Annotated in this window: 21 protein-coding genes; 9 read left to right on the plus strand and 12 right to left on the minus strand. The window is 73.6% G+C overall.

The window, feature by feature from the left end; genetic code table 11:
• Positions 1-19 precede the first annotated feature (19 nt).
• A complete protein-coding gene (locus tag LQ327_RS18455; protein ID WP_230736391.1) occupies positions 20-1576 on the plus strand; it encodes an HD domain-containing phosphohydrolase in 1557 nt (518 codons plus the stop codon).
• Between the two features lie 32 nt (positions 1577-1608).
• Here the strand turns inward: LQ327_RS18455 and LQ327_RS18460 are convergent, their stop codons facing one another.
• Entirely contained in the window at positions 1609-1989 is a 381-nt protein-coding gene (locus tag LQ327_RS18460) for an HNH endonuclease family protein (protein ID WP_230736393.1), read from the minus strand.
• Between the two features lie 103 nt (positions 1990-2092).
• Between LQ327_RS18460 and LQ327_RS18465 the strand changes: the two genes are divergently transcribed.
• Entirely contained in the window at positions 2093-2515 is a 423-nt protein-coding gene (locus tag LQ327_RS18465; protein WP_230736395.1) for a VOC family protein, read from the plus strand.
• Here LQ327_RS18465 and LQ327_RS18470 read toward each other — a convergent pair.
• Complete coding sequence (locus tag LQ327_RS18470; RefSeq protein WP_230736398.1) at positions 2500-3381, minus strand: SDR family oxidoreductase; 882 nt, start codon at positions 3379-3381, stop codon at positions 2500-2502. The two genes, LQ327_RS18465 and LQ327_RS18470, sit on opposite strands and share 16 nt — an antisense overlap.
• A gap of 126 nt (positions 3382-3507) precedes the next feature.
• Between LQ327_RS18470 and LQ327_RS18475 the strand changes: the two genes are divergently transcribed.
• Positions 3508-4404, plus strand: coding sequence for a LysR family transcriptional regulator (locus LQ327_RS18475; protein ID WP_230736400.1), 897 nt, complete (start codon positions 3508-3510; stop codon positions 4402-4404).
• 51 nt (positions 4405-4455) lie between these two features.
• On the opposite strand, the gene LQ327_RS18480 is transcribed toward LQ327_RS18475, so the two are convergent.
• A complete protein-coding gene (locus tag LQ327_RS18480) occupies positions 4456-6495 on the minus strand; it encodes a DEAD/DEAH box helicase (RefSeq protein WP_230736402.1) in 2040 nt (679 codons plus the stop codon).
• A 540-nt stretch (positions 6496-7035) separates the two neighbouring features.
• Between LQ327_RS18480 and LQ327_RS18485 the strand changes: the two genes are divergently transcribed.
• Both LQ327_RS18485 and LQ327_RS18490 read left to right on the plus strand, forming a co-directional pair.
• A complete protein-coding gene (locus tag LQ327_RS18485; protein ID WP_230736404.1) occupies positions 7036-8502 on the plus strand; it encodes a PP2C family protein-serine/threonine phosphatase in 1467 nt (488 codons plus the stop codon).
• A 70-nt stretch (positions 8503-8572) separates the two neighbouring features.
• The gene (locus LQ327_RS18490; RefSeq protein ID WP_230736406.1) at positions 8573-9025 is read left to right on the plus strand and encodes an ATP-binding protein; all 453 of its coding nucleotides are present in this window, start codon (positions 8573-8575) and stop codon (positions 9023-9025) included.
• A gap of 114 nt (positions 9026-9139) precedes the next feature.
• On the opposite strand, the gene LQ327_RS18495 is transcribed toward LQ327_RS18490, so the two are convergent.
• From LQ327_RS18495 to LQ327_RS18505, 3 genes are all read right to left on the minus strand, one after another.
• A complete protein-coding gene (locus LQ327_RS18495) occupies positions 9140-9475 on the minus strand; it encodes an ANTAR domain-containing protein (RefSeq protein ID WP_230736409.1) in 336 nt (111 codons plus the stop codon).
• A gap of 102 nt (positions 9476-9577) precedes the next feature.
• Positions 9578-9961 (minus strand): TIGR03618 family F420-dependent PPOX class oxidoreductase, encoded by a 384-nt coding sequence (locus tag LQ327_RS18500; protein ID WP_230736410.1) that lies wholly within the window; start codon positions 9959-9961, stop codon positions 9578-9580.
• Positions 9962-9998: 37 nt separating this feature from the next.
• Positions 9999-10595: a dihydrofolate reductase family protein gene (locus LQ327_RS18505; RefSeq protein WP_230736412.1), complete on the minus strand. Its 597-nt coding sequence runs from the start codon at positions 10593-10595 to the stop codon at positions 9999-10001.
• A gap of 91 nt (positions 10596-10686) precedes the next feature.
• On the opposite strand from LQ327_RS18505, the gene LQ327_RS18510 reads away from it, so the two are divergent.
• Positions 10687-11136 (plus strand): winged helix-turn-helix transcriptional regulator, encoded by a 450-nt coding sequence (locus LQ327_RS18510; RefSeq protein ID WP_230736414.1) that lies wholly within the window; start codon positions 10687-10689, stop codon positions 11134-11136.
• A 30-nt stretch (positions 11137-11166) separates the two neighbouring features.
• Here the strand turns inward: LQ327_RS18510 and LQ327_RS18515 are convergent, their stop codons facing one another.
• From LQ327_RS18515 to LQ327_RS18525, 3 genes are all read right to left on the minus strand, one after another.
• Entirely contained in the window at positions 11167-11391 is a 225-nt protein-coding gene (locus LQ327_RS18515) for a hypothetical protein (RefSeq protein WP_230736416.1), read from the minus strand.
• Positions 11392-11498: 107 nt separating this feature from the next.
• Positions 11499-12314, minus strand: coding sequence for an alpha/beta fold hydrolase (locus tag LQ327_RS18520; protein WP_230736418.1), 816 nt, complete (start codon positions 12312-12314; stop codon positions 11499-11501).
• Positions 12315-12342: 28 nt separating this feature from the next.
• The gene (locus tag LQ327_RS18525) at positions 12343-13845 is read right to left on the minus strand and encodes a flavin-containing monooxygenase (RefSeq protein WP_230736420.1); all 1503 of its coding nucleotides are present in this window, start codon (positions 13843-13845) and stop codon (positions 12343-12345) included.
• A gap of 144 nt (positions 13846-13989) precedes the next feature.
• Here LQ327_RS18525 and LQ327_RS18530 point away from each other — a divergent pair, with 144 nt between their 5' ends.
• Positions 13990-15741 (plus strand): sigma-54-dependent Fis family transcriptional regulator, encoded by a 1752-nt coding sequence (locus LQ327_RS18530; RefSeq protein ID WP_230736422.1) that lies wholly within the window; start codon positions 13990-13992, stop codon positions 15739-15741.
• Here LQ327_RS18530 and LQ327_RS18535 read toward each other — a convergent pair.
• The gene (locus LQ327_RS18535) at positions 15731-16885 is read right to left on the minus strand and encodes an epoxide hydrolase family protein (protein ID WP_230736425.1); all 1155 of its coding nucleotides are present in this window, start codon (positions 16883-16885) and stop codon (positions 15731-15733) included. The genes LQ327_RS18530 and LQ327_RS18535 overlap by 11 nt on opposite strands.
• Positions 16886-16978: 93 nt before the next feature.
• Between LQ327_RS18535 and LQ327_RS35255 the strand changes: the two genes are divergently transcribed.
• Together LQ327_RS35255 and LQ327_RS18540 are read left to right on the plus strand one after the other, a co-directional pair.
• Positions 16979-17056, plus strand: a complete 78-nt coding sequence (locus LQ327_RS35255; RefSeq protein ID WP_372460715.1) for a putative leader peptide — start codon at positions 16979-16981, stop codon at positions 17054-17056.
• 166 nt (positions 17057-17222) lie between these two features.
• Positions 17223-18452 (plus strand): acyl-CoA dehydrogenase family protein, encoded by a 1230-nt coding sequence (locus LQ327_RS18540; RefSeq protein ID WP_230736427.1) that lies wholly within the window; start codon positions 17223-17225, stop codon positions 18450-18452.
• Between the two features lie 15 nt (positions 18453-18467).
• Here LQ327_RS18540 and LQ327_RS18545 read toward each other — a convergent pair whose 3' ends face one another.
• On the minus strand, positions 18468-19862 hold the full coding sequence (locus LQ327_RS18545; protein ID WP_230736428.1) for an FAD-binding oxidoreductase: 1395 nt from the start codon (positions 19860-19862) through the stop codon (positions 18468-18470).
• 92 nt (positions 19863-19954) lie between these two features.
• Positions 19955-23074, minus strand: a complete 3120-nt coding sequence (locus LQ327_RS18550) for an ATP-binding protein (RefSeq protein ID WP_230736430.1) — start codon at positions 23072-23074, stop codon at positions 19955-19957.
• Positions 23075-23222 lie beyond the last annotated feature (148 nt).

A 23222-nucleotide genomic window follows, 5' to 3' on the forward strand; every position in this document is an offset into this window, starting at 1 on the left:
GGCTTCTATGCTCCTCGGCGTGGGAGAACGCGACGGCGGGGTCAGCCTCGCCGCGCTCCTGGGGGCGTTCTCGCTGGCCACCGACCTCGGCCTTGGGCAGCCGATGGAGCACGTCCTGCGCTCCTGGTGGATCGCCTCGCGCCTCGGCGAACGGGTCGGGCTCGACGATTCCGAGCGAGCGGACTTCTACTACACCGCCGTGCTGTCGTGGGTGGGGTGCGTGGCCGATGCACCCGAGGTGTCGGCCTGGTTCGGGGACGACATCGCGTTCCGTGCGGACAGCTTCGGCGTCGACTTCGCGGGGCTGCCCGCGATGGCGTTCATGGTCCGCCACGCCGGGGCCGGCGGCTCCGCGTGGCAGCGGCTGCGCCTCGCGACGACGCTCGTGGCGACCGGCGCCACCGACGTCGAGCACGGGCTGGCCTCGCACTGCGTGTCCACCGCGATGATGGCCGACCGGCTCGGGCTGAGCGCCGGGGTCCGTGACGGGCTGCGCCAGTTCTTCTGCCGGTGGGACGGTTCGGGCGTCCCCGACGGCGTCGGCGGGGACCGGATCGCCCGGTCGATGCGTCTGTTCCACCTCGCCGACGTCGTCGAGGTGTTCCACCGGACCGCGGGCGTCGACGCGGCGGTCGAGGTGGCCCGGGCGCGACGGGGGAGCAAGTTCGACCCCGTGATCGTCGACGTGTTCTGCGCGGCGGCGCCGGAGGTTCTGGCGGGGCTCACCGACGACCTGGACCTGGGCGGCCTCGTCGCCGACGACCCGCTCCTGGCCACCCCGCTCGCGGACGACCGCCTGGACGAGGCCCTCGAGGTCGTCGCCGACTTCACCGACCTCCGCTCGACGTTCCGCGCCGGGCATTCCCGCGGCGTCGCCCGGCTGGCGGGGGACGCGGCGTCGGGCGCGGGGCTCCCGGACGGTGACGTGCTCGCCGTACGCCGGGCCGGGCTGCTCCACGACGTCGGGCTGCACGGCGTCCCCGGGTCGATCCTGGACAAGCCCGGGCCACTGACCCCGACCGAGAGCGAGCGCGTCCGCGCCCACTCGTACTACACCGAGCGGACGCTGGCCCGGCTCCCCGGGCTGTCCCGGGCGGCCGAGATCGCGAGCCTCGCCCACGAGCGCCTCGACGGCTCCGGGTACCACCGTGGCCTGACCGGGGCGGCGCTGCCGATGACGGGTCGCGTCCTGGCCGCCGCCGACGCCTTCCAGGCCATGATCGAGCCCCGGGCACACCGGCCGGCGCTCTCGGTGAAGGAGGCGACGGCGGCGCTGCGTCGGGAGGTCGGTGCCGGGCGACTGGCGGCGGACGCGGTCGACGCGGTGCTCAGCGCGACCGGTGTGGCGCCGCCCCGCCGGCGCAGCGGCCCGGCCGGGCTCACACCCCGCGAGGTCGAGGTGCTCGTCCTCATCGCCCGGGGTGCCCTGACCAAGCAGGTGGCGCGGGAGCTCGGGATCACCCAGAAGACGGCGGGCACCCACATCGAGCGGATCTACGCGAAGACCGGCATCTCGACGCGGTCCGGCGCGGCCCTGGTCGCGGTGCAGCACGGACTCATCGGTGCCTCGGGATAGGAGCGCCCCCGGACGGCCCGGTTCGGTGCCGGTCATGGCCCGGCTCTGCTGGTGTAGGCGTGGCCGGTCGGGGTGGTGGTCCGCACCGTGTGCGGCCGATCGCCGTAGCCGTCGTGGACGGTCTCGGTCTGCCAGCCGGGCAGCTCCTTGACGTAGTTCCCGCGGGCACAGACCCCACGCCCGTTCGCGAGGCTCGTGGGTCCGCCCGCGCGGCGGGGCCGGATGTGGTCCCGGTGCCGGATCGCGGCGTCACAGAACGGGTCGCGGCAGCGGCCGCCGTCCCGCAGATCGATCAGCCGGGCGATGACCCCCTCGAAACGCCGCGTGCTCTGATCGCACCCCATCAGACCGCCGTGGCCAGGGTGGGCGAACAGCCGCCGCCACCACAGCCCGCCCTCGCTGCCGGCCTGCACATCACCCTCACGACGCAGCGCACCTACGGCCCTTCTGGTAGGCATTCCCCCGCATCTGCGGTCCCCTTCGGGATGGACCGCACCGCCGACCGAGGAGTGAGTCGTGGCTGCACCGTCGCTGACCAACATTCACCACTACAGCCCGACCGTCTCGGACGTCGAGGCGAGCGCGGCCTGGTACGAGCGCATCCTCGGCCTGGCACGGGTCCCGGCCCCGTTCCCGCACTGGGGTGACGAGGAGGGCGGCCACGCTGTCGTCCTCGCGCACCCGGCCGGGTTCCTCGTCGGACTCCACCACCACGAGGCCCACATCGACGGGAGCTTCGACGAGCGGAAGACGGGCCTGGACCACATCGCGTTCGGCGTCGCCTCCCGGGCCGACCTCGACGCCTGGACCGCCTGGCTGGACGAGTCCGGGGTGCCCCACAGCGGGGTGCAGGACCTGAATGAGCCGATGCCGCTCTCGACGGTGGTGTTCCGCGACCCGGACAACATCCAGCTCGAACTCTTCTACGCCGACCTCTGACCCGCGGGTCCCGCCAGCTCGGCGATGTAGGCGTCCAGAGCCCGCGGCTCCCGGCCCAGGGCCGCTCGGAGCACGAGCGCGTTGCCGCCGGGGAAGCCGTGCCGGTCGTACTCCTCGAACATGCGCCGCATCCCGTCGCGCTCCGGCCCCGCCACCAGACCCACCGCATCGGCCCACGACCCGAACTCCGGCGCCTCGGCGGTCACCTCCCGCCCGAGGACCGCGGCCATCAGGCCGGCGATCTCGACCCGGGTGCGGGTGCCGGGCGCGGCGAGCTCGAACGTGCCGTCGGCGAAGGTGTCCTCGACGAACGCCCGCGCCGCGACCTCGGCGACGTCGCGGTAGTCGACGAAGGCCTGCCGCGCCGTCGTCAAGAAGGGCAGGCCGATCCGGCCGTGGTCGCGGGCCGACGCCCAGAGACCGTCCAGCGTCTGGAAGAAGATTGCGGGCTGCAGGACCGTGAACCGCAGGCCGGAGGCGAAGAGCGCCTCCTCGACGGGGCGCTTGCCCGCGTGGTTCGTCAGCGACATCGACGGGTGGTAGACGCTCGAGAACACGAAGGTCGTGGCCCCGGCGTCCCGCGCGGCCTCGACCACGCGGACGCCCATGGCCGCCTCGTCGGGGACGAAGACGGGGTTGAGGTGGAACACCCCGTCGGCGCCGTAGACGGCGGCGCGCAGGCTCGCCGCGTCGGTGAGGTCGCCGATCGCGACCTCGTCGGCGCCGGCCCGGCGGGCCACCTCGGCGCGGTCCTGACTCCGGGCCAGGGCCCGGACGGTGACGCCGCGGCGGTGCAGTTCGGGGACGACGTGGGTGCCGAAGGTGCCGGTGGCCCCGACGACGAGCACGGTTCTATCGCTGGTCATGTGCTTCCTCCCTCGACTCATTGCCCGCCCTGCGGCGAGCGACCTCCTCCACCGTCGAGCAGACCAGGGATCGCGTCCAACGATGATCGTCGATGCCGGTATCGCGATCGGCGATAGCATCGCGCGGTGGAGCTCCACCAGCTCGAGTACTTCGTCGCGGTCGCCGAGGAGGGCGGGTTCACGGCGGGCGCCCGTCGCGCGGGGGTCGTGCAGTCGGCGGCGTCCGCGGCGGTCGGTCGTCTCGAGGACGAGTTCGGGCTGGACCTGTTCACCCGCGCGGGACGGCGGGTGACCCTGACCGACCCGGGCCGGGTGCTGCTCGAGAACGCCCGTGAGGTCCTCGCCGCCGCCCGGGTCGCCCGGGAGGAACTGGAAGGGCGACGCCGCGGGCTGTCGGGCACCGTCGTCGTCGGGACCCTGCTCTCCACCGGCAGCCTCGACCTGGCGGCGGCGCTGCGGATCTTCCACGAGCGCCATCCCGGCGTCTTCGTGCGGCTGCGCCACAGCCCGGGGCACTCCGAGGAGCACCTCGCCGCGGTGCGCGAGGGGGTCGCCGACCTCGCCGTCGTCCTGGTCCCGGACCGCGTGCCCGACGGCGTCCGCGTCGACCCGGTGGCGTCCATCCAGCAGGCGCTCGTCGCCCCGCCCGGGCACCCGCTGGCCGGACGGACCGGGGTCACCCTGGCTGAGCTCGCCCCGGAGACCTTTGTCGACTTCCCCGTCGGCTGGGGCAACCGCGAGAACGTCGATGCGACCTTCCGCGCCGCCGGGGTCACGCGCACCGTCGCGATCGAGGCGACCGACGTGGTCTCGATGCTCGAGCTGGTCGCCGGCGGGCTCGGGCTCGCGTTCGTGCCCGCCCGCGAGATCGCCCGGGTCCGCGACGACGTCGCCGTCGTCGGGCTCGCGGACGCGTTGCCGCCGGCGCCACTGGGGATCGCCAGCACCGCCCGGCACCGGCTCTCGCCGGCGACGGAGGCCCTGCGTCAGGCCCTGCTCGGTCGGTGGCCTCCGGCCTTGTGAGCAGTAATTGACGCCAGAGCGTCAATTACTGCTCACGGGCGCGAAGCGCACCTACCCGGCCGCCTCGAGCGCCTCGGTCAGCAGTGCGACCAGCGCCCCGTGCTGCGCGTCGGACGACGACCCGATCTCCTCGTCGGACCCGTCGAGGGCCACGGCGGCGAGGCCGGCCTTGTCGTCGATCAGGGTGGCGATCCGGGCGTCGATCGTCTGTGCGGCGAGGATGCGCCACGCGGTGACCGGTTCCGACTGCCCGATGCGGTGGCTGCGGTCGATCGCCTGCGTCTGCTCCGCCGCGGTCCACGGCAGCTCCGCGAGCACGATGTTGGAGGCCACCTGGAGGTTGATGCCGACCCCCGCCGCGGTCAGCGAGCACACCGCGATGGCCACCTCGGGGTCCTCGACGAACGCGTCGATGTTCCGCTGCCGCACCGCGGGGGTCTGGTCCCCGCGGATCGACGAGTACCGGACGCCCTGCTTCGCGAAGGTCTCCTCGGCGGCGTCCATGACGTCGATGTGCTTGGCGAAGAAGACCACCTTGCCCGCGCTGCGGGCCAGCTGGGCGGCGTAGTCGGCGGCGAGGGTCGCCTTCGCCTCGCCGATGCGCCGCATCATGGTGAAGACGTTGTCGCCGCTCTTCGCGCCGGCCGCGTCCTTCTGCTCCCAGGTGGCCACCCGACGCACCAGGTCGTGGTCGATGCCCTCGACGGGGCCGGAGCCGCGGGCCGCGACGGCGTCGTTGTAGCGCACCACCATCCGCTGGGCGAGGTCGCGCTCGGCTGCCCGGATCGAGCGGCCGGTGGGCCCGTCGAGCTCCACGGGGAGGTCGGCGACGCGGCGCTCGGGGATGTCGGCGGCGACGTCCACCTTGCGACGGCGGACGATGCCCCGGTCCACGACGCACTGGCGGGCGGCGGCCGAGAAGCCCGGGTCGGCGGGGGTCAGGCGGGTCTCGGACAGAGCGTCCATGAGCTCGGCGAGCGGCTTCTTCTCGTCGATCCAGCCGAGGAACTCCCAGATGGCGAGGAAGTCCTCGATGTCGTTGATCAGCGGCGTGCCGGTCAGCGCCATGAGCAGCGGGCGCGCGGTGAAGGACCGGATGCGCTCCGAGAGCGAGAGCACGTGCTGGGAGCGCTGCGAGCCCTTGTTCTTGATGAAGTGCGCCTCGTCGACGACCATGCCGCGGAAGCCGAACTCGCCCAGCCAGCCGACGTGCCGGTCGAGCACCTCGTAGTTCACCACGACGATGTCGGCGAACCCGTCGACGGAGTCACCGTTGCCCTGGATCGCGGTGGCCTTGCGGCGGGGTGACCACAGGCCGGCCTCGCGCACCCAGTTGGTCTTGACGACGTTCGGCACGACGACGAGCAGCGGATAGGCCTTCGCGGTCTCGGCGGCGAGCAGCGCCTGGGCCGTCTTGCCGAGTCCGGGCTCGTCGGCGAGGAGGAAGGTGCGGTGACCGTCGGCGGCCGCGGCGACCATCCGGGCCTGGTGCGGCATCAGCTCGCCGCCACCGGGCACCTTCCGGGAGCCGGGCTCGGGCAGGTCCATGCACGCCGAGGCCCCGTCGCCGGCCCGCTCGAACGACCGGAGCAGGGGGCCGAGGAGCTCCCAGCCGTTCAGCGACGTCGGGCGAGCGGCGCTGGGCCGGGCGGCCGAGAAGTCGGGCGCGAGGAACGGGTTGGCCATCTGTCGGGAGACCACCGACTGCGGCACCACCCCCGGCTTGACGGGTGCGGCGGGCTGCGGCTCGTCGACCGGCGCGGCCTCCTCGGGGGCGGCCTCGACGCCGGCCCGGCGCAGCATCTCGCGCTCGAGCGACCGGGCCTCGTCGGTGACGACGGCGTCCTCGCCGAGCAGCGCCAGGAGGCCGGCGTCGCGGACGGCGTTCTTCGCCAGCGACGTCGCGAGGTCGTCGAGCCGCTTGAGCCGGTCGGCCCGGCGGGACTCGCTGATGTCGGCCGCGCGGACGCGGGCGCGCTCGTCGCGCAGCAGCAGGGCGGTGGCCTGGAACTTCGTGCGCGTCCCCGGCGTCACCCGCCCCCGCCCGAGGGCGTTCTGCACCTCGCGCACGGCGTCCGCGAGCACGGACATCACGTCCTGGCGCTGACGGCTGCGGCGCCGGTCCCCGGACGCGCCACCACCGCCGCCACCACGACGGCCTCTGTTCTGGGGCTGGCCTCGACGAGCCACGGACCTCCTCCGTCACGCCCGGCAGCGGCTGCCGGGCAACGTCGCACGGGTGAGGGGCCGTCAGGAGGAGCGACGTAGCTCCTCCGCGAGACGACCTGACCCGCGGAACCGGCGGGGGATCGCCGCCGCGGGACCGACCGGCCCACGGGCGGGCAGCGCCACCGTTCGAAGGTGACGACATCCACCGCCCACGCCGACCGTGCCGCGAACGCCGCACGGCGGGCTGGATTCGCCTTCCAGCATACCGCCTTCCGGTCGACGGCGTCCGACGTCCCGCCCGACGGTGTGTCGGGCACTCCGCCGGGCGATTCGGTGGACGCCGGGTGTCGCCCGGGACCTCGCGGCCGGGCAAGATAGGTTGGACACGACCGGATCCCCGTCGGCTCCTCGCGCGACGGTGGTCCAGCACCGGACGATGTGAGAGACGTCGGGGAGCCTCGGATGGGACGGGCGGCAGCGCTGGACGGACGCACTGAGCCCGAGTCCCGCGCCCGCTTGTTCGAGGGGGAGGCCGACGACGCGTTCGAGCGGCTGGCCCGGCTGGCGACGTCCCTCACCGACACGCCGGTCGGGGTCGTGTGGCTGCTCCGGGACGACCACCTCGTCCTGCGTAGCAAGGTCGACCCGCAGGGCTCGGTCTCCCGGGGGACCGGGCGACCCGACGCCGCGGTCCACGACTCCTGGGCCGCGGCGGTCCGGGTCGCCGATCGCCCGGTGTGGGTCGACGACGTGCTGGCCGACCCGACCGACGGGCCGGCCACGACCACCCGGGCCTGGGCGGGCGCCCCGGTCCACGACCGCGCGGGCGCTGTGGTCGGGGTGCTCGGGGTGATCGACGTGCGGCCGCGGGCCTGGTCGGCCCATCACCGCGACGTCCTGATCACCCTCGCCCAGGCCGCGACCGGCGAGGTCGTGCTGCGGTCGGCGTTGGCGGAGTCCCGGGCGGACTCCTCGGAGGCCGTGCGGCAGGCGGCGGCCTCGGACCGGGAGGCCCAGGAGGCCGGCCGGCAGGCCCGGGAAGCCGGGGTGGCTGCGCAGGAGGCGGGCGCCGCGGCCCGGTACTACCGCGACCGGGCGCGCTCGGCGGACGCGCAGGCCGCGTCGTCCGACCAGGTCGCGGGTGAGGCGCAGCGCCTGGCGAGGCTGGCCGAGCGGCACGCGGCCGAGGCCGAGGAGCTGGCCGCGACGCTGCGGGAGAGCCTGCTGCCCGCCCGGTTGCCCGAGTTCCCGCGGCTGGAGGTCGCGGCCCGCCACCGCCCCGGGACCGGCGCGTCCGTCCTGGGGGACTTCTACGACCTGTTCCCGACCCCGGGCGGCTGGGGCGCGGTCATCGGCGACGTCTGCGGCAAGGGGCCGCAGGCCGCCCGCACCACGGCCCTGGCCCGGTCGACCGTCCGCGCGCTGGGCCACACCGACGACGATCCGGAGGCCGTGCTCGCCGCGCTGAACGGTGTGCTGCACGTGTGGTTCGACAAGCGGGCCAGCTTCGTCACCACCGTGTATCTGGGCATCACGCCGCGTCCCGACGACGGCCTGGAGGTCCGGGTCGCGAGTGCGGGACATCCGCCGGCGGTCGTCCAACGTCGCGACGGATCCATCGAGACGATGCCGGCCGGTGGCCGGGCCCTCGGGGTCCGCGCCGAGGCACGGGTGGCGGTGGAGCCGCTGACCCTCGACGTGGGTGACCGGGTGCTGGTCTTCACCGACGGCGTCACCGAGGCCCGGCCCGTCGGTGGCCGCGAGTTCGAGATGGAGGGCCTGCTGGCGCTCCTCGGCGAGGTCGACCCGGCGGCCGACGCGCACACGACCGCCGACGCTGTCCTCACGGCAGTCGACGAGCACGCCGCCGGTGCGGCCCTCGACGACACCGCATTGCTCGTGATCCGCGCGGTGTCCCGGGAGGGGTGACGACGGGCCGGAGGAGTTCCCGCTCACCCGGGGGTGTGGGGTCCGGCGGGCCGGGCACCCGGTGGGGCAGATGCCGAACTCCGACACGCCCGACGTCGACGTCGCGCCCTGGCCCGCGCCCCTGAGGCTGCGGACCCCGGCGCTGAGCAGTCACGTCCGCGGGCTCCGGCGACGCCTCTCCCGGTGGCTCCCCGTGGATCACTTCGACGTCGGTGTGGTCGAGGACCTGGTCGCGGCCGTCTCCGAGGCGCTCGAGAACTGCTGTGACCACGCCTTCGCCGATGCCGCCGCGAGCGGGACGATGACACTCTCCGCCCGCACGCTCGACGAGTGCCTGCGCGTGAGCGTGGTCGACGACGGCGTCTGGCAGATCCCGGACACCGGGCCGACCACCCGGGGGCGGGGAATCGCGATGATCCGGGCCCTCATCGACGACGTCGTGATCTCCTCCGGCCTGGAGGGCACGCAGGTCGACCTCACCCACCACGTCCCCGGGTGCGGCAGTCACGCCCTCGCCCAGTGACGCGTCCGGCCGGCCGGTGCCCGTCCGGCGGCGGCCGCGTACTGAGGGGGGTCAGGCCGGGGCCTCGGTCGTCGGCTGCTCGTCGGCGTGGGTCCCGATCGTCTCACCCTGGAGTCACCGGGCGACCTCGACGAGCTTGAGGTTGGTGTCCTGCGATGACCGCACCAGCATCTGGAAGGCCTCGTCGTCGACGCCGTAGCGCTCGATGAGGATGCCCTCGGCCTGTCCCAACCGGGGCCACCGGTCGCCGTCGGGACCCGCGAGGTCGTCGGCGAGGACGACGCCGTCCGCCGCCGGGTCGTCCATGGCACTCACGCAGGGCCCCTCGCGCAGCTCGCTCTGCAGCTGGTCGAGCTTCGTGACCCCGGGCGCGGTCGGGTTGCGCGAGGTCACCTGGCCGTTCCGGGTCATCGAGATGCCGCCCGCGTCGGCCCCCGGGACGAGGCGCACGGCGGCGGCGACGATCTGGGTGAGGTCGCATCGACGTCGTCGAGGTTCCGACGATCGCGCATCACCCCGGGGGTGACCGACGCGCGACTCACCCCGAGGCACTCATCCGACTCCGACGCGCTGACGCTCCGGCTCGACGACGGCGACGACCCGCTCCTCCGACCGCGGGTACGGCGCCCCGATGTACTTCCGGGCGATCTCGTCGATGATCTCCCAGGCCTCGTCGCCGTCGAGCCATTCGACGACGCGGCCGCGGACGACGACGGGCGTGAACGGGTCGTCGCTCGGCGCCACGGACAGCGCGACCCGTGGGTCGTGGTGCAGGTTGCGGACCTTGCGGGACTGCGGGCCGGTGAGGAAGACGATCTGCTCGCCGCGGGTGCCGACCCACAGCGGGACGGAGTGCGGTGAGCCGTCGGGCGCGACGGTCGCCAGGTGGGCGATCGCGGTGGTGTCGAGGTGGCGGCGGACATCGTCGTCGAGCATGGTTCCGGTTCTCCTGTCGCGAGGGGGATGAACGGGGTCAGCGCTCGACCGCGTAGTGGAGGTGGGTGACGCCGGGCGCGGGCACGGCCTCGAGGAGCCGGAGCGCGACCTGCGTGGGCAGCTCCTGGAAGAACGGGCGTCCCGCTCCGAGCAGGATCGGGATCTGGTGCAGGACGATCTCGTCGACGAGTCCGGCGGCGAGAGCCTCGGTGACGACGCCGCCACCCATGAGGGCGACGTCCTTCTCCCCGGCCGCCTGCCGGGCGGCGGTGACGGCGTCCTCGATGCCGGTGCTGATCAGGGTCTGGCGGCCGGACATCGCCGGCGCGGGCCGGTGGCTGAGGACGAACAGCGGTGCCGTGGGGTGCGGGCCGCCGTCGTCGCCGAAGCGGCCCGAGTCCTCGTAGGTGTTGCGGCCGGCGACGGAGGCGCCGATCCGTCCGGCGAGGGCGTCGAAGACGCGGGCGCTCGGCCCGCTGAGCCGGAACCCGTCGAACACCGAGCTCGGGGTGTCACCGTCGAAGTACCAGTCGAACAGCATCGATCCGTCGCCCAGCCCGCGGCCGTCGCCGGGGTCCCGGCCGGTGATGTACCCGTCGACGGAGACGGACAGGGCGGTGAAGACCTTGCTCATGACCACGGTCCTTCCGGAGTTCCTTCAAGAGACTCCGTGACCGTAGCAGCTTGAGTTCCCTGAGGGAACTCCAAAAGCGTAGACTGGCCCCATGCAGCGCACGGACTTCAGCGGGATGGCCTGCTCCATCGCGCGGACCCTGGACGTGATCGGGGAGCCGTGGTCGCCCCTGGTCCTGCGGGACGTGTACGTCGGGCTGAGCCGGTTCGACGAGCTCCAGGCCGATCTCGGGATCTCGCGCAAGGTGCTGACCGAGCGGCTCAACCACCTGGTCGAGCACGGCGTGCTCGAGCGCCGCCCGTACGACAGCAGGCCGCGCTACGAGTACCACCTCACCGAGAAGGGCACCGAGCTCGTCGACCTGCTCATGGTCATGGTCGGCTGGGGGGACCGCTGGCTCGCCGGCGAGGCGGGGCCGCCGGTGCTCTACCGGCACCACGCCTGCGGCGAGATCAGCGGCGTCGACCTGCGATGCACCCACTGCGGCGAACCGATGCACGCCCGCGACGTCGACCCGCTCCCGGGGCCCGGCGCCGCCTGAGGAGGGACGGGGCCGGGCTCGCCGGGAATGTCAGCTGGTGCAGCGGTGCCACCGCACGACGTTGATCGCGATGTCGTCGAGCTCCTCCGCGTCGAGCTCGGTGCGGCGACGGTCCGCCTCCATGGCCGCACCGATGCCGTCGAACGGGCCGTGCGCGTCGACGGCCCCGGTGTCGGGGTCGGAGACGACGACGAGGTAGCCGTCGCACGCGTCGATCTCGTGCACCCGCTCGAGCATTACGTCGGTGATCGTCACGGTGGTCCTCTCGCGATCGCGTCGTTATCCACTCGTGATGTCGTCTCCCGAGCCGCCGGTGTTACAGGCGTAGCGATCGCGATGCGTCCGGACTGCGGACGCCCTCCTCAGCGCCCGATCGACTGCTCCCCGAGGAACCCGGTGACGACCTTCGTGAAGTCGTCGGGGCGCTCGATGTGCATCCCGTGGCTCGACCCCGGACCGGTCACCAGCTCGAAGCGGGCGCCCGGGATCGCGTCGGCCACCTTCTTCGCCTGCCACGGCGGGGTCAGGAGGTCCTGCTCGCCGACGACGACGAGGGTCGGCGCGGTGATCCCGCCGAGCCGGTCGATCGTGTCGTGCGCCAGGTCGGCCTCCCACTGCTCGACCGTCACCTGCATCTGCGCCTCGTTCTGCGGGAAGGCGGGCAGCATCGGCTCGAGCATCGCCGCGAAGTCCGGGTGGTCGAGCAGCTGCGGCGAGAACGCGAGGCCGGAGACCGCGAGAGCCGACTCCATGTCGCGGTGCACGTAGGGCAGCCGGAACGCGCTGAGCACCGAGCGCTGGAACCCGTCGCAGCGTCCCCAGGTGCCGAAGAGCACCGCGGAGGCGACCTGCTCGGGGTGGGCCAGAGCCATCTCCTGGAAGACGGCCGAGCCGAGCGACCAGCCGAGCACGTGGGCGCGGGGGATCTCCAGCGCCTCGAGCAGGGCGGAGGCGTCCTCGGCCATGGACGCCACGGTGATCGGCCCGGTGCCGCGCTCGCTGCCGCCGAGGCCGCGGTTGTCGAAGGCGATCACCTGGTGGGTCTGGGCGAGGCGCGCGGTGACCTCACCCCACAGCTGGAGTGAGCCGGACGTTCCCATCGCGAGCAGCAGCGGCTCGCCGGCCCCGCTGATCTCGTAGTTGAGGGTGACGCCGGTACGGACGGGGATCTGGGGCACGGTTGCTCCTCGGGGATGGGGCGGGCGGTCAGCGGTACTGGAGGCCGTCGTCGAGGTCGGCCTGCGGGAGCGCGACCCGGTCGTGGTCGTGCTCGTGCATGTGGGTCCACGGCTCGCGGTCGCCCTGCTTGAACATCTTGTCCTGCGAGCGCATGACATAGCCGGGGTTGAAGTTGTCCGGGCTGCTCCACGGCAGCAGCGGCATGTCCTCGTCGCCGGGACGCAGCGTCGGGACGACCGTCGACGCCCCCCGCTCGGACATCTGCTCGAAGATCCGCGCGATGACGTCGTTGACGAGGTCGATGCGCAGCGTCCAGCTGTGCCGGAAGTAGCCGAAGGCGTAGGCCATGTTCGGCACGCCCGAGATCATCATGCCGTGCCAGGTGACCTGCCGGGAGAAGTCGACCGGCTCACCGTCGACCGCGAACGGGATGTCGCCGAACACCGCCAGGTTGAACCCGGTCGCGGTGACGATGATGTCGGCCTCGATCACCTCGCCCGACGCGAGCTGCACGCCCTTCTCGGTGAACTCCTCGATCTTGTCGGTGGCGACCGAGACCTTGCCGTCGCGCATGCGCTCGAAGAAGTCGCCGTCCGGGACGAACGCGATCCGCTGCTGCCATGGCCGGTACGCCGGCGTGAAGTGCTTCTCGACGTCGGTGCCCTCGGGCAGCAGCGGCCGGATCGTCTCGACGAGGAACTCGTGCAGCTGGTCCGGGTCGTCACGGCCGGTGGTGGCCAGCCAGTCCAGCTGCTGCACGTAGGTCCGGCGGAGGATCTCGTGCGTCCACTCGGCCGGCAGGTCCAGTGGCTCGAGCATCGTCGCGAGGTCGTGCACGGTCGGCGCCGGGAACCAGTACGACGGCGAGCGCTGCAGCATCGTCACGTGCGCGGCGGTCTTCGCCACCGCCGGGACCACGGTGGCCGCGGTCGCGCCGGACCCGATGACGAGCACCCGCTTGCCGGCGTACTCCAGGTCCTCCGGCCAGGTCTGCGGGTGCACGATCGTGCCCTCGAACCGCTCCTGACCGGGGAACTCGGGCGTGTAGGGCTCGTCGTGGTTGTAGTAGCCCTGGCACATCCACAGGAACGACGAGGTGACGCGCACCTTCTCGCCGGTGTCGGTGCGGGTGACCTCGGCGGTCCAGCGGGCGTCCCCGGACGACCAGCTCAGTCCCGTCACCTCGTGGTGGTACCGGATGTGGTCGGCGAGGTCGTCCTCGTCGATCAGCTCCTGGAGATACTGGCGGATCTCGCCGCCCGCGGCGATGGACGGGCCGCTCCACGGCCTGTCCCGGAAGCCGTAGGTGAACAGGTCGCTGTCGGAGCGGATCCCCGGGAAGCGGTGGGTCCACCAGGTCCCGCCGTGGTTGTCCTGGGACTCGAGGATCGCGAAGCTGCGGTCCGGGAACTCCTTGCGCAGCCGGTGCGCGGCGCCGATGCCGGACACCCCGGCTCCGACGATCAGGACGTCGACGTGCTCCTGCTCGCCGCTGCGTGGTTCCTGGGTGGCGGTGGCGGCACTGGTCATGGCCGTCCTCCCGGGGTCGAGGGTGACGTCGGTCGCCCTGACCGTAGAGCCGTGGGTCACACCCCGAGGTGTCCGAACATCGGACACGTGGTGTCCTTGACGTGGCTCACGTGATGTGAGGCAGTGCACAGAGAGGTGCGGTGCATGGGTGATGTCCTGGCTCGGCGCAAACTGCTCGCCTCCGCCCGCGCGGAGCTGATCGAGCGTCCCGACGTCGAGCTGCCCGGGATCCCGGGGCTCGTGGCGGCGTCCTGGCGCCGCAGCGTGGCTTGCGGCGTCGACCCGGGTGCGATCACCAACCGGTACTACGAGGACCTGGACGTCGAGTCCCGCCTCGTGCAGTGCGCCCGCCCGGCGATCGAGCGCCTGGCCGAGCAGACCGCGGGCGTCCCGGTGTGCGTCGTGCTGACCGACGACCAGGCCCGCGTGCTCGTCCGCCTCGACACGGCCAGCTCCATCGCGCGGGCCGCGGACGGTCGCCGGTTCGCCGCGGGGTTCGGCTACGCCGAGGGCGCGGTGGGGACGAACGGGGTCGGCACCGTGCTGGAGTCCGGCGGGTCGGTGCACGTCGTCGGCGCGGAGCACTTCAACGAGCAGCTGCAGGACTACGCGTGTGCCGGGGCGCCGGTCCGCGACCCGTTCACCGGACGGATCGAGGGGGTCCTCGACGTCAGCTGCCGGGCCGAGCACTCCTCACCGATCCTGCACTCGCTGGTCCGTTCGGCCGCCGTCGGCATCCAGGACGCCCTGCTCCACGACCGGGACGAGGGCCGGCAGGCCCTGTTCGACGCGTACAGCCGGATCGACGCCCGCGCCCGGCGCGCGGTCTTCGCGGTGGGCCGCGCGACGGTGCTGGCGAACACCGCCGCGCAGACCCTGCTGGACCCGGGCGATCTCCACGCGCTGCAGGACCACGCCCGGTTCGTCATGGGCCGGGGCTCCGACATCGACCATCGCCTCGACCTGCCGTCGGGGGTCCGGGTGCGCATGCGCGGGACCGCCGTGACGACCGGGAGCACGGTCGCCGGCCTGGTCGCCGTCGTCGCGGTGGTCCGGGAGGCCGAGGGGGTCGCGCTCACCCGCGCGGCTCGCGACGACCGCCCGCTGCCGGAGCCGGCGAGCGCCAGCCCGGCGTGGCGCGCGGCGTGGACCACGGCGGCCGAGACGCTCCGGGCGCGGACGCCGCTGCTCGTGGTCGGCGAGGCGGGCTCGGGACGCAAGCGGCTGCTGGCCGACCTGGACCGTGCCCTCCACGGCACGACCGGCGTCGTCGAGATCGGGCCCGTCGACGTGGGGGAGGGCACGGCCGCGCAGATCCGCCGCGCCGGGCCCTCACCACTGGTCGTGCTCGGCGATCTCGACCGGTGGGACGACCACGTTCCCGCCGGCGTGGTGGAGGCGCTGCGCGATGCCGGGGCGCGGTTCGCGGCGACCGCCGAGGACACCACGCGGTGCGGACCCGCACTCGCGGGGCTGCTCGGCCGGTTCGAGCGCTCGGTGACCGTGCCGCCGCTGCGCAACCGGACCGCCGACCTGCCGTCGCTGGTCACGGACGTCCTGGCGGATCTGGCGCCTCGCCGCGACACCCGGCTGTCCGCCGAGGCGCTGCGGACCCTGAGCCGCCATCGGTGGCCGGGCAACGTGGGGGAGCTGCGGGACACCCTGGACGCGGCGTTGCGGCGGCGGCCCGTCGGCACGATCGAGGTCGGCGACCTGCCCGAGTCCTGCCAGAGCGCGCCGCGCGTGGCACTGCGCCGGTCCGACGAGGCCGAGCGCGACGCCATCGTCGGCGCCCTGCGCGAGTCCGGCGGGAACCGGGTGGCCGCGGCCGGCGCGCTCGGCCTGGCCCGCTCCACGCTCTACCGCAAGATCGCGCTCTACGGCATCACCGGCTGACCTCCTCGCGGTAGGGACGGAAGAACTCCCGCAGCTCCCGCGCGTAGATCTCGGGCTGCTCGAACGCCGCGAAGTGCCCGCCCCGGTCCGGCTCGGTCATCCGCACCAGGTTCGTCGTCCGCTCCAGCCACGCGCGGGGCGGGCGCAGGAGGTCGGCGGGGAACAGCGAGAACCCGGAAGGGACCTCGACCCGGCGGGCCAGCTGCTCGGGCGGGATCGCGGCGTTCGCGTGGTACATCCGCATCGACGAGCCGATGGTGCCGGTGAGCCAGTAGATCGTCAGGTTCGTGAGGATCTCGTCGTCGGTGAAGGCGTGGTCGCCGTCGCTCCACCCGCGCAGCTTCTCCACGATCCAGGACGCCAGCCCGACCGGGGAGTCGGTGAGGCCGACGGCGGCGGTCTGCGGCTTCGTCCGGTGCATCCCCATGTAGGCGCCCTCGCGGGCGGCCCACCCGGCGCCCGCGTCGAACCAGTCGCGCTCCTCGGGGGTGAGGGAGGCGAGGTCGACGCCGGGGTAGGGCTGGCCGCCGTCGGTGCGGTGGACGGCCACGACGCGTTCGGGGTGGTCCAGCGCGAGGTAGCGGCTGACGTGGCTGCCGATGTCGCCGCCGGCCGCGCCGAAGCGGGGGTAGCCGAGGATGGTCATGAGCTCGGCCCACAGCGCGGCGACGGCGATCGAGTCGAGCGGGCGCCCCGGCCGGTCGGAGTACCCGAAGCCGGGCATGTCCGGCACGACCACGTCGAACGCGTCGGCCGGGTCGCCCCCGTGCGCCGCCGGGTCGGTCAGCAGGTCGACGACCTTGGTGTAGCGCCAGAACGAGTCCGGCCAGCCGTGGGTGAGGACCAGCGGCAGCACCGGCGCGCCGCGATCGGCCGCGCGGGCGTGCACGACGTGGACCCCGAGCCCACCGAGCCGCACCCGGACCTGCGGGAGCCGGGACAGCGCCGCCTCCTGCGCCGGCCAGTCGTACCCGTCGGCCCAGTACCCCGCGAGCTCCCGGAGGGAGGCGACGTCGGTCCCGAGCGACCAGCCGGCGTCGTCGGGCGCATCCGGCCAGCGGGCGGCGCGCAGCCGGGCGCGCAGGTCGGCGAGCGCGTCCGGCTCGGTGTGCAGAGCGAAGGGCTCCGGGGATCGGTCCGGCATGGGGCGAACGTAGACCGGGGGTCCGACAGCGACGGGCCGCGAACGTCACGGTGATCTTGGGATCCGGTCGCCGGTCCGGCTACAGTCGGCGGCATGACCGGCGCGGCTTGGCTCACCACGCGGGGTCACATCGACCTCGCGCGCGTGTCCTCCGCGCTCTGTCGTCGCTGACGCCGTTCCCGCGCACTCGCGACGCGTCGGCCGTCTCCCGGCCCCCTGGGCCGCGGGCGCCTCGTCGCGCCCCCCGACCCGCCCCGCCCCCGGCACGCGGCGCCGTCGTCGTGGGCGTCTCCCGCACGCCTGCCGCTCACCGCCCACCAGCGAAAAGGACACCCCTGTGACCACGACGGTCAGCACCGACCCCACCACCCGCTCCGAGCCCTACTCGGACTCCGAGCTCGACGCGGTCTTCGCGCCCGTGTTCGCCCGCATCGCCGACGGCGCCGTGCAGCGCGAGCGGGACCGCTCGCTCGCCCATGACGAGGTCGCGGCCCTCAACGAGGTCCGCTTCGGTGCGCTGCGCGTCCCCGTGGAGTTCGGCGGCTACGGCGCCTCGGTCCGTCAGCTGTTCCGGCAGCTGATCAACCTCGCCGCCGCGGAGTCCAACCTGCCGCAGGCGCTGCGGGTGCACTGGTGGTTCGTCGAGGAGCAGCTCCTGGCCGAGCCGGGCCCGGAGCGGGAGCGCTGGCTCCGGGCGGCGGCCGACGGCGGGCTCGTCGGGAACGCCATCTCGGAGCCGGGCGTCGGGGCCATCGACCGCTACACCACCACGCTGACCCCGGACGGCCCGGACGGTGACCTGCGGCTGACCGGTACCAAGTACTACAGCACCGGCAGCCTCTACTCCGACCACATCGTCGTCGCCGCCGACCGCGACGGCGACCGGCTCGCGGTCCTCGTCGACGCCGACGCCGAGGGGATCACCCAGCACGACGACTGGGACGGCTTCGGCCAGCGCCTGACCGCCAGCGGCACCACCGAGTTCGACGGCGTCGCGGTGCCGGCCCACCGGGTCCTCGGACCGGGGTACGGCACGCCGGGCAAGACCTACGGCACGGCATACCTGCAGCTGGTGCAGCTCTCGGTGCTCGCCGGGATCGCCCAGCGGGCCACCGACGACGCCGCCGCCTGGGTGCGCGACCGGACCCGCAGCTACACCCACGCGGCCGCCGACCTGCCGCGCCACGACCCGCTCGTCCAGCAGGTGATCGGCCGGCTCTCCGCCGCCGCCTTCTCCGCGCGGACGCAGGTGCTCGAGATCGCCGACCAGCTGGGCCACGTCCTGGCCACCGACAGCGAGAACGCGGAGCTGCTCGACCGCGTGGAGTTCGACGTGGCCCGGGCTCAGGCCGGGGTCATCCCGACGGTGCTCGACGCCACCACCCAGCTCTTCGAGGTGGGCGGCGCGTCGATCACCTCCGAGAAGCTGCGCCTCGACCGCCACTGGCGCAACGCCCGGACGATCTCGGTGCACAACCCGCTGATCTACAAGCTGCAGACCGTCGGCGACCACATCCTCAACGACTCCGAGCTGCCCTACGCCTGGAGCGCCGGCAACCGGAAGTGATCACGGAGCAGCGACTCAGCCCGCCGGCCGGATGTTCTGGTTGACGTGGAAGACGTTGTCCGGGTCGTAGCGCTTCTTGGCCCGGGTGAGCCGGTCGTAGTTGTCGCCGTAGGCGGCCCGGATCCGGTCCTGGCCCTCGTCCATCATGAAGTTCACGTACTCGCCGCCCGTGGAGTACGGGTGCAGGGAATCCGCATAGTCCTTCGCCCACCGCGTGATGAGCTCGGCGTTGGCCGGATCCGGGTCGACACCCACGACGACGCCTGCCCAGCCGCCCCCGCGGTAGGAGAACGCCGTCGCGCCCGCCGGCACCCGCGCGGCCGCGCCGTCGATGGGGTAGAGGTGCATCGTGGAGTGCCCGGTGGGCAACTGCCGGCCGAAACGCATGTGCACGTCGATGGCGGCGTCGGGGATCTCGCGGAAGAAGTCCGTGCGCCAGTACCACTGCAGGCCGGCCGGGAAGAGCGGGTCGAAGGCGCTCTGCAGGGCCGTGAACGGCATCGCCTGGATGCCGTCGACCAGCGGCGAGCCGAAGCCGCGGATCGGGGCGAGGACCTCGTCCGCGCGGTCGTGCGGCCCGGTGTAGCACCAGACGATGGCGCAGGCCTTGCGTCCGTGGAGCTCCTCCGGGAACGGCGGCGCCGGCGGGATCGCCACCACGCCGAACCAGCCGCTGATCTCCTCGGGCAGGGACGGGATCAGCTCGCGGTACCACCGCAGGACCTCGGGAGCGTCCTCGAGGTCGTAGAACACCGGCCCGCCGATGACGGTGCCGTGATCGCCGATGTCGTGGCAGCGGAACGTGAACGACGTGACGATGCCGAAGTTCCCGCCGCCGCCGCGCAGCGCCCAGAACAGCTCGGGATGCGAGGTCTCGGAGGCGGTCACGAGGCTGCCGTCGGCCAGCACGACGTCGGCGGCGAGCATGTTGTCGACGGTCAGCCCGAAGCGTCGGGACAGGTAGCCGATCCCGCCGCCGAGCGCCAGACCGGCGACGCCGGTGGAGGCCAGGAACCCGCACGGCGTGGCCATGCCGAACGCGACGGTGGCGTGGTCGACGTCGCCCCAGGTGCAGCCGGCGTCGACGCGGACGGTGTGGTGCTCGGGGTCGACCGTGGTGCTGCGCATCAGCGAGAGGTCGATGACCAGGGCGCCGTTCCAGACGCCGTAGCCCGCGGCGTGGTGCCCGCCGCCCCGGACGGCGATCTCGAGGTCGTGGCGGCGCGCGAAGCCGACGGCGGTGACGACGTCGGCGGTGTCCCGGCACCGGGCGATCGCGGCGGGCCGCTTGTCGATCATCCCGTTGTAGACGGCGCGGGCGGCGTCGTAGCCGGCGTCGGCCGGCGTGATGAGGTCCCCGCGCAGGGAGGCGGCGAGCTCGTCGAACGGTGCGGTGGCGATGGTGGTCACGAGGAGGTCCCTTCGACTCGGCGTCCGATCAGCTCGGGCGCGTCGTCGCCGACGCTAGGAAGGGGCCGTTCGCAGAGCGTTCCGGTCCGGCGTCACGGCTCGACCGTTCGAGTGAACACGGCTCGTTCGGCGGTGACTCCCCGTTCGAGCAGGTCGTGCTCGCAGCGGCGGAGGAGCGCCACGCTGCCCTGCGAGGACGCGAGCTCGGCGGCCGAGCGCAGGCGCGTCACCGCCGCGGGCCCGTCGTCGAAGGCGGCGCGCATCCGCATCACCTCGGGGCCCCACCACAGATCCTCGCGGGAGCGGGCGCTGATCATGGCGGCGTCGAGGGCCGCGCGGGCGGCCTCGTCCTGACCGAGCCGGACGTTCAGGTCGGCGATCAGCGACAGCCAGTACGGCATGCGGCTGAACGAGTCGGTCGCGGTCAGGGTGTCGACACCGCGCCGGGCGAGATTCAGCCCGGCCTGGTCCCCGCGCTGCCACCCGGACAGGACCATCGCCCACTCGCGGTAGTAGGCGAAGTCGTAGCGGTCGCAGAGCTCACGGAGCTCGCCGACGGTGTCGGCCAGTTCGGCGGGGCGGCGCCCGAGCTGGTGGGTCACGGCGCCGTACGCCAGCGCCACCGCCACGTTGTAGGTGCTGTCGACCCGGCGGGCCAGCGCGATGGCCTCCCGAGCGTTGGCCAGCGCCTCGTCGTCGTGCCCCAGCAACCAGTGGGCGTGGGCGGCGAACGCCCGACCGTGGACGTCGGTGCGGCTCCCGATGCTCAGCGGCGGGCCCTCCCCGTGCCCGACGCCGTACTCCAGGTGGCTCAGGCCGCTGCCCAGCCGCCCGAGGCTGACCTCGGAGCCGCCGACGGCGAAGTGCGCGCGGCCGCTCAACGACGGGTCCGCGTCCGCCTCCGACTCCACCAGCGCCAGCGCCCGCGTCGCGATCCGGTGGCCGCCCGCGATGTCGCCCTGGACGAAGTAGGAGCCCCAGAGGCCGACCAGTCCGGTGACCGTCGAGTCCCGGCGGCCGAGTGACTCGGCCACCTCGACCGAGCGCTCCAGGACCTCGCGGAGCTCGGGTGACGAGTAGCCGAATCGGGCGTTCAGCGGGGCGGCCATCGCCTCCAGGGTCGCCAGCTCGCGGGTGCGACGGTCCCGGCCGTCCGGCCAGGTCGCCAGGGTCGCGAGGACCTCCTTGTCCAGCCGGATGGCCTCGGCGTGGGCGAACCGGTCCGCCGCGACCGCGGCCGCACGTCCGTAGTACTCGACGGCGCGCCCGGCCCGACCGCCGTGGGCGTACTGCTCGGCGAGCTCGGCGGAGACGGCGTCGGTGTCGTCGGCGTGCAGCAGTTCGAGTCCCTGGGCGACGCGTCGGTGCAGGAGCCAGCGCTTCGGCGGGCTCACCTGCTCGTAGGCGGCGTCCCGCAGCAGGTCGTGGGAGAAGTCGTAGCCGTCGTCGATCTCCTGGATGATCCGGGCCCGCCACAGTTCGTCGACGGCGCGCACCACGCAGTCCGCGTCCAGGTCGCTGGCCTCGGTGAGCAGGTCGAGGGTGAAGTTCCGCCCCACCGCCGCGGCCAGCCCGGCCAGATCGCGGGCGTCCGCGCTCACCTGGTCGAGCCGCCGGGAGAGCACGACGCCGAGGTCCCCGATCGGGAGCGGACCGTTCCCGGTGCCGCCCCGGGCGGCCTCGACGACGTAGAGCGGGAACCCGCCGGTGGTGGCCTGGAGCAGGTCCTGCTCGGTCGTCGTGAGGGCGCGCCCGGAGAACTCCTCGGCCAGCCGGGCGGTGTCCGGTCCGTCCAGCGGGCGCAGCGGCACCTCGCTCAGCAGCGAGGTGCCGCGCATCCGGGCGGTCCACTCCTCGAGTCCGGGCTCGTCGTCGGGGTTCGCCGCCCGCAGCGTCGCGGCCACCATGACCGGGGTGTCCGGGCTCAGTCCGAGGTAGAACGCGAGGAACGCCCGGGTCTCCTGGTCGCACCACTGCAGGTTGTCCAGCACGAGCAGGGTGGGACGCCCGGCGCCGATCAGGGCGCGGGCCAGCCCCTCGAAGAAGCGGTGGCGCTGCCAGGCCTCGGCCATCGTGCGGGCGCCGCCCGGCTCGTTCCGGCCCCTCGTCGTCGGGACCAGCCGTTCCACCTCGGTGCGCCAGACCGGGTCGAGGGAGGCCGCCGCGGTCTGGACGGCGGGGCTGCGCAACCAGTCCGCGACCGGCGAGAGCGCGAGCCGGCCGGACGTGCCGAAGCACTGGGCCGTCGCGACCACGGCACCCTGGGTCCGGGCGAGCTCCGCGACCTCGGTCACCAGCCGGCTCTTGCCGACGCCCGGGTCGCCGCGGACCAGCGCCAGGCGCGGGCGGCCGGCCGCGGCGTCGGTCCAGACGCGCCGCAGCATCTCGAACTCGCCGTGGCGCCCGACGAGCGGAGCCGCGGCGAGTCCGGGCCGTCGGGTCGCCGGCGGCGTCTCCGGCTCCGGCGTGACGGCGGGGCCGACGCGCGCGAGCAGCTGGTCCAGCGCGGCGCGGGTGGACGGGTCGGGTTCGACGCCGAGCTCGCGCTCCAGGACAGAGGCACACCGGTGGAACGTGCTCACCGCCCCGGCCCGGTCGCCGGCGTCGCCCTGCCACTGCATCAGACGGCGGTATCCGGCCTCGTCGAGCGGCCGCAGGTTGGTTCGACGGCGGCCGTCGGCAACCGCCCCGGCGAGGTCGCCCGTCCGCGCCCGCGTCTCGGCCAGCAGGTCGAGCACGTCCACGCAGCGGCCCTCGAGCTCGGCCCGGGCCTCCAGCAGCCAGTCGTCGTAGCCGCCGGGCAGGAACTCGCCCCGATAGGCGTCGACGGCGGCCGCGGCGTGGGTCAGGACGCCGGCGTCGTCCCCCGTGGCCGCGGCGGCCAGCGCGGCGTCGTGCTCACCGGTGAACACGCGGACGTCGACCCGGCACGACGGCGCGTCCTGCCAGCACAGGTCCCTCGCCGTCACGACCAACGAGGGCTCGTCGCCCAGCACCCCCCGCAGGTGGTGCAGCTCGCGCCGCAGGTTGGTCAGCGCCTGCTCGTCGGCCGAGTCCGGCCAGAACAGCGCGGCGATCCGCTGCCGGGTCTGCGGGAGGGTCGCGTGGACCACGAGATAGGCCACCAGGGTCACGCTGCGCGACGACCGCGTCCGGAGCGTGCCGGTCGCATCACTGATCACCTGCTCGCCCAGCAGACAGATCTGAAACATGCCGGCCCGACCTCCGTGGCCGAACGGTACTCGGCCGAGGAGTGGCGACGAAGGGATGAGTCGACATTTCCCCGATGTCGCCCAGTGCGACCGATCCGGAACTGTTCGTGAGGACTTCAGAAATGCGGATCACCGTTTCCGGAACGGA

Source organism: Actinomycetospora endophytica (genome assembly GCF_021026375.1).
Classification (GTDB): Bacteria; Actinomycetota; Actinomycetes; order Mycobacteriales; family Pseudonocardiaceae; genus Actinomycetospora; species Actinomycetospora endophytica.